The 3,308-nt window shown below is 66.6% G+C and carries 2 protein-coding genes; one reads left to right on the top strand and one right to left on the bottom strand.

Features of this window, described 5'->3' with window-relative positions; translation table 11 throughout:
* Positions 1-1,600 precede the first annotated feature (1,600 nt).
* Positions 1,601-1,894, bottom strand: coding sequence for a hypothetical protein (locus E6J59_19775; protein TMB15725.1), 294 nt, complete (start codon positions 1,892-1,894; stop codon positions 1,601-1,603).
* Between the two features lie 588 nt (positions 1,895-2,482).
* On the opposite strand from E6J59_19775, the gene E6J59_19770 reads away from it, so the two are divergent.
* Positions 2,483-3,308 (top strand): hypothetical protein (locus tag E6J59_19770; protein ID TMB15724.1); only part of this gene is annotated, 826 nt, incomplete at its 3' end.

Raw genomic sequence — 3,308 nt, 5'->3', positions numbered from 1 at the left:
GAACTGGTCGGGTGAAAGTCCCGACGAGGGGAGATTTCCCGTTCGCCCCTCTAGCCTGACTCCCAGCGCTGCCCGGCGACGGACGGCGTCGAAAGCGGGAGTGACACGGGACCTCAGCAGGCGAGGTGCGAGGCACGTGATCGCACCTGGTCGTAGCCAGCCAGGAGGACCGGGCAAACACGCGGGCCGCAGCATGACGCGAACGATGCAGCGCCGAAATTTTCAACCCCGTCGGATATTGCTGGCAGAGACGGGTGCTCGTGGGTGGCGACTCGCTGATAGGACGAGGAAGCCTGGTATCGCGGCGCCGGCACAACGGGAGGGCGTCGCGGACCCACCGGCGTAAGGTCGACGGCACGCATGGACAGCATGGCCGGGAAAGTAGGGAAGGTCTCGCGGGCCGCCGGGGCGCTCCCGCACAGCGAAGGCGCGGCGTATAAGCGGCAGGGTCGTGAAGTCGCCGCGTGCCGGCGAGACCGGCGGATGGGGTCGTAGTACGCGATGATGGACCGAGACAGCAGAACTCGGACCGGAGCCAAGGACCCCTGGGGTAGGGAGGCCACGGGCCTCCCGCACAGCGGCTCGCGGAAGCACGGCCAGGCCTGGACACAGTGCCAGGCCAGAGTGTCCGTGGGTGGAAGCGGGCGAAGGGTCGATGCAAACCGGGCGTCGAGACGGGCATGCCGGGAGCAGGCTTAACCTCCGCGAGGTTCGGGAAGGCGCGACCTGACAGGCTGGCCTTGAAGCCGTACCGGGGAAAACCCGCCGTACGGAATTTTAGGGGAGGCGATGGAAACGTCGGCATCATGCGAAGCCCGCTACGCGCCATCGCCTTACCCGACTCCCGTTTCCGAGCGAAACGCCGTCAGCCCGCGATTTCACGATGTCAGCGCGGCAGGGTAACCGTTTAGCAGGTGCTTATCAGGTCCCATGCGAGGGGCCTCACGTGATGTGATAACTAGCCGTACAGGAAGGGAAATCGCGCGCGTTCCAACCATTCCAACCTGCCTGGAGGCCCTAACGGACCGTGCGCCGATCGGGGTGCCGTTGGGAGCGGAGCAATCTTCGGGCGGACCGTCGATACTCTTCGGCCCCGAAGCGAGGTTCTGCTCCGTGACGGAGAAACCCATTCACGACGGCGAACCGGCGGGGCACCCAAACACGCATCTGCGGGAACCTATCAGTGGACAGCATCCGACGCGGACGTCCCGGACGACGTCGATGGTCATGAGCAGGCCGGTCGTAGGGCTGCAGTAGTCGATGCCGCACCGCTGACCCACAGTACACCTGGACGCGCGAGGCAAGGCGTTGGAGGCGATGGTTCAACCGGCTGATGCTATGGAAGCCGGGCGTTCCGATCAGGTCGCGGAGGGGGCGTCGAGCACGAAGATGATCGAGCAGGCGACGCTCGGACGGCGGCAGGACGAGGGCGAGATCGTCGAGGAGCAGGGGCATCACGATCGGCACGCGGGGGACCAGCTCCCTACTCCTCGGCAGCCGATCGAGCCTCGTCTGAAGAAGCTGACGCAGTTCGCCAAGGCGTGTCGAGAACGACACGGTCGGAGCCCAGCGCCTGGCAGTGAGCGCCTCCCAGATCGGGTCAGTCACCATGGCGGACTGCTTCTCGATGCCGTCGGTTCAGGTACTGGGTGATCAGCCGCTTCACGTACGGGACCGACAGCTCGTACTTGGTGGCGAGGTCGCGTTGGGTGTAGCCTCGGTTGAGCCAGTCGTGAATCACCATCCTGCGGCGCATGGCCTTCAGGTACTGCTCACAGGTAGGAACGCGACGGCCGGCGCAATGGAAGATGAGGCGCTTGGTGAGGCGTTCGCCGAAGAGGGCCACCAGCTCCTCGACTGTGATACGTGAGCGCGGCACGCGGGAGTCGGTCATCAGCAAGCATTCTACCAAGCGTCGCGGTGCTGGTCACCTTCAACGTCGGCGCTGATAATCCGCCTATGCGGTCAGGCATTTCTGACCGCAACTTGGCGCGATTTTTGAGCGCGGGCTGGAGTGGGGTGGACTGCTGCGGCAGAGTAAACGTCAAAGGTGGTCGTACCCCACTCTGCCCGGACGCGGTGGCAGTCCTGGTGGCAGTTGAGTATCGTACGGCGTCGAAACTCAGTGAGAGGCAGTGAGACCGTGGAGCAGGTAGGACGTGGGAGAACGACGGAGGCGACTCAGCGGTGCCGCTCTTTCAATCTTCGTGATCCGGCTTCGAACCTGAGGGTCGCCCGTTCGAGTCGGGCCGGGCGCGCTAAGCGGGACGGGCATTTCTAGGTGGTCCGAGTATCCTCGCGACCCCCGACTGGACCCGAACTGTGCCCCGACGAGCCCGGCCCGATCCCGACCATGCGGACATGCTGATTGTTACGACCGCCTGCGCTCCCCGGGTTCTCCCCGGGTTCTCCTTGACGGCCGCTTTCGCCCCGACGTAGCGTCGGAGGACGAGGAGCCCGCCCGAAGACTTGCCCCACTGAGATGCCTACGCGCACGATGGGGCCCGGAGCCGGGGTGACGCGGGGTTCGCCGAGCGATCGGCTCGACGACGAGTCCGGCGCGGTCGTCCACCGTCGCACGCGGCGCCTGACGGTGGCGATTGCCGTCGCCGCCCACCTCATCGGAACGGGGGTCGTCCTGGTGCTGCTCGTGTTCGTGTTGCCCGTCCCCCCGGAGTTCGAGGGCTGGACCCCCGGCTCGGCACAGTTGGTGCGGCGGAACCTGGTCGCCGCGATTGCCTACGTCGGCCTCATCGTTCCCGCGGGTGTAGCATTGGGCCTCAAGCAGGCGGATCCCGCGACGCGATGGCTCCTCGAGGAGCGAGCGCCAACCGAGCGCGAGCGCGAGCTGGCGCTCGGGCTCGGACTCCGGCTGCTGCGGATGCAGACCGGTCTGTGGGCGGGCGGCGTCGTACTGTTCTACCTCTTGAACGTGTCGACCTCGGGGCTTCTCGCCTTCGAGATCGCGATCACCGTGGCGCTCGGAGGCGTGACTACCGCGGCCGTCGCGTATCTCCTTACCGAGCGGAACACCAGGTCGACAATCGCGCGCGCGCTCGCGGGGGCGCCGCCGAGGAGCTACCGGGTCCCGGGGGTGGCCACCCGGGCGCTGTTCGCGTGGGCGCTCGGGACCGCCGTCCCAGTGATCGGGGTAGTCGCGATCGCGGCGGTCTCCCTGGCCCTACCGGTCTCGGCGCATCGCGTCGCTGCTACCGCGCTGTGCCTCGGCGTCATCGCGCTCGTGGTTGGGCTCGGCGCCATGGTGATTTTCGCGCAGTCGATTTCCGATCCGCTCCGCATTCTGCGTC

This window comes from Deltaproteobacteria bacterium, assembly GCA_005879795.1.
Taxonomy (GTDB): Bacteria; Desulfobacterota; Binatia; order DP-6; family DP-6; genus DP-6.
This window is presented reverse-complemented; position numbering and strand designations above follow the sequence as displayed.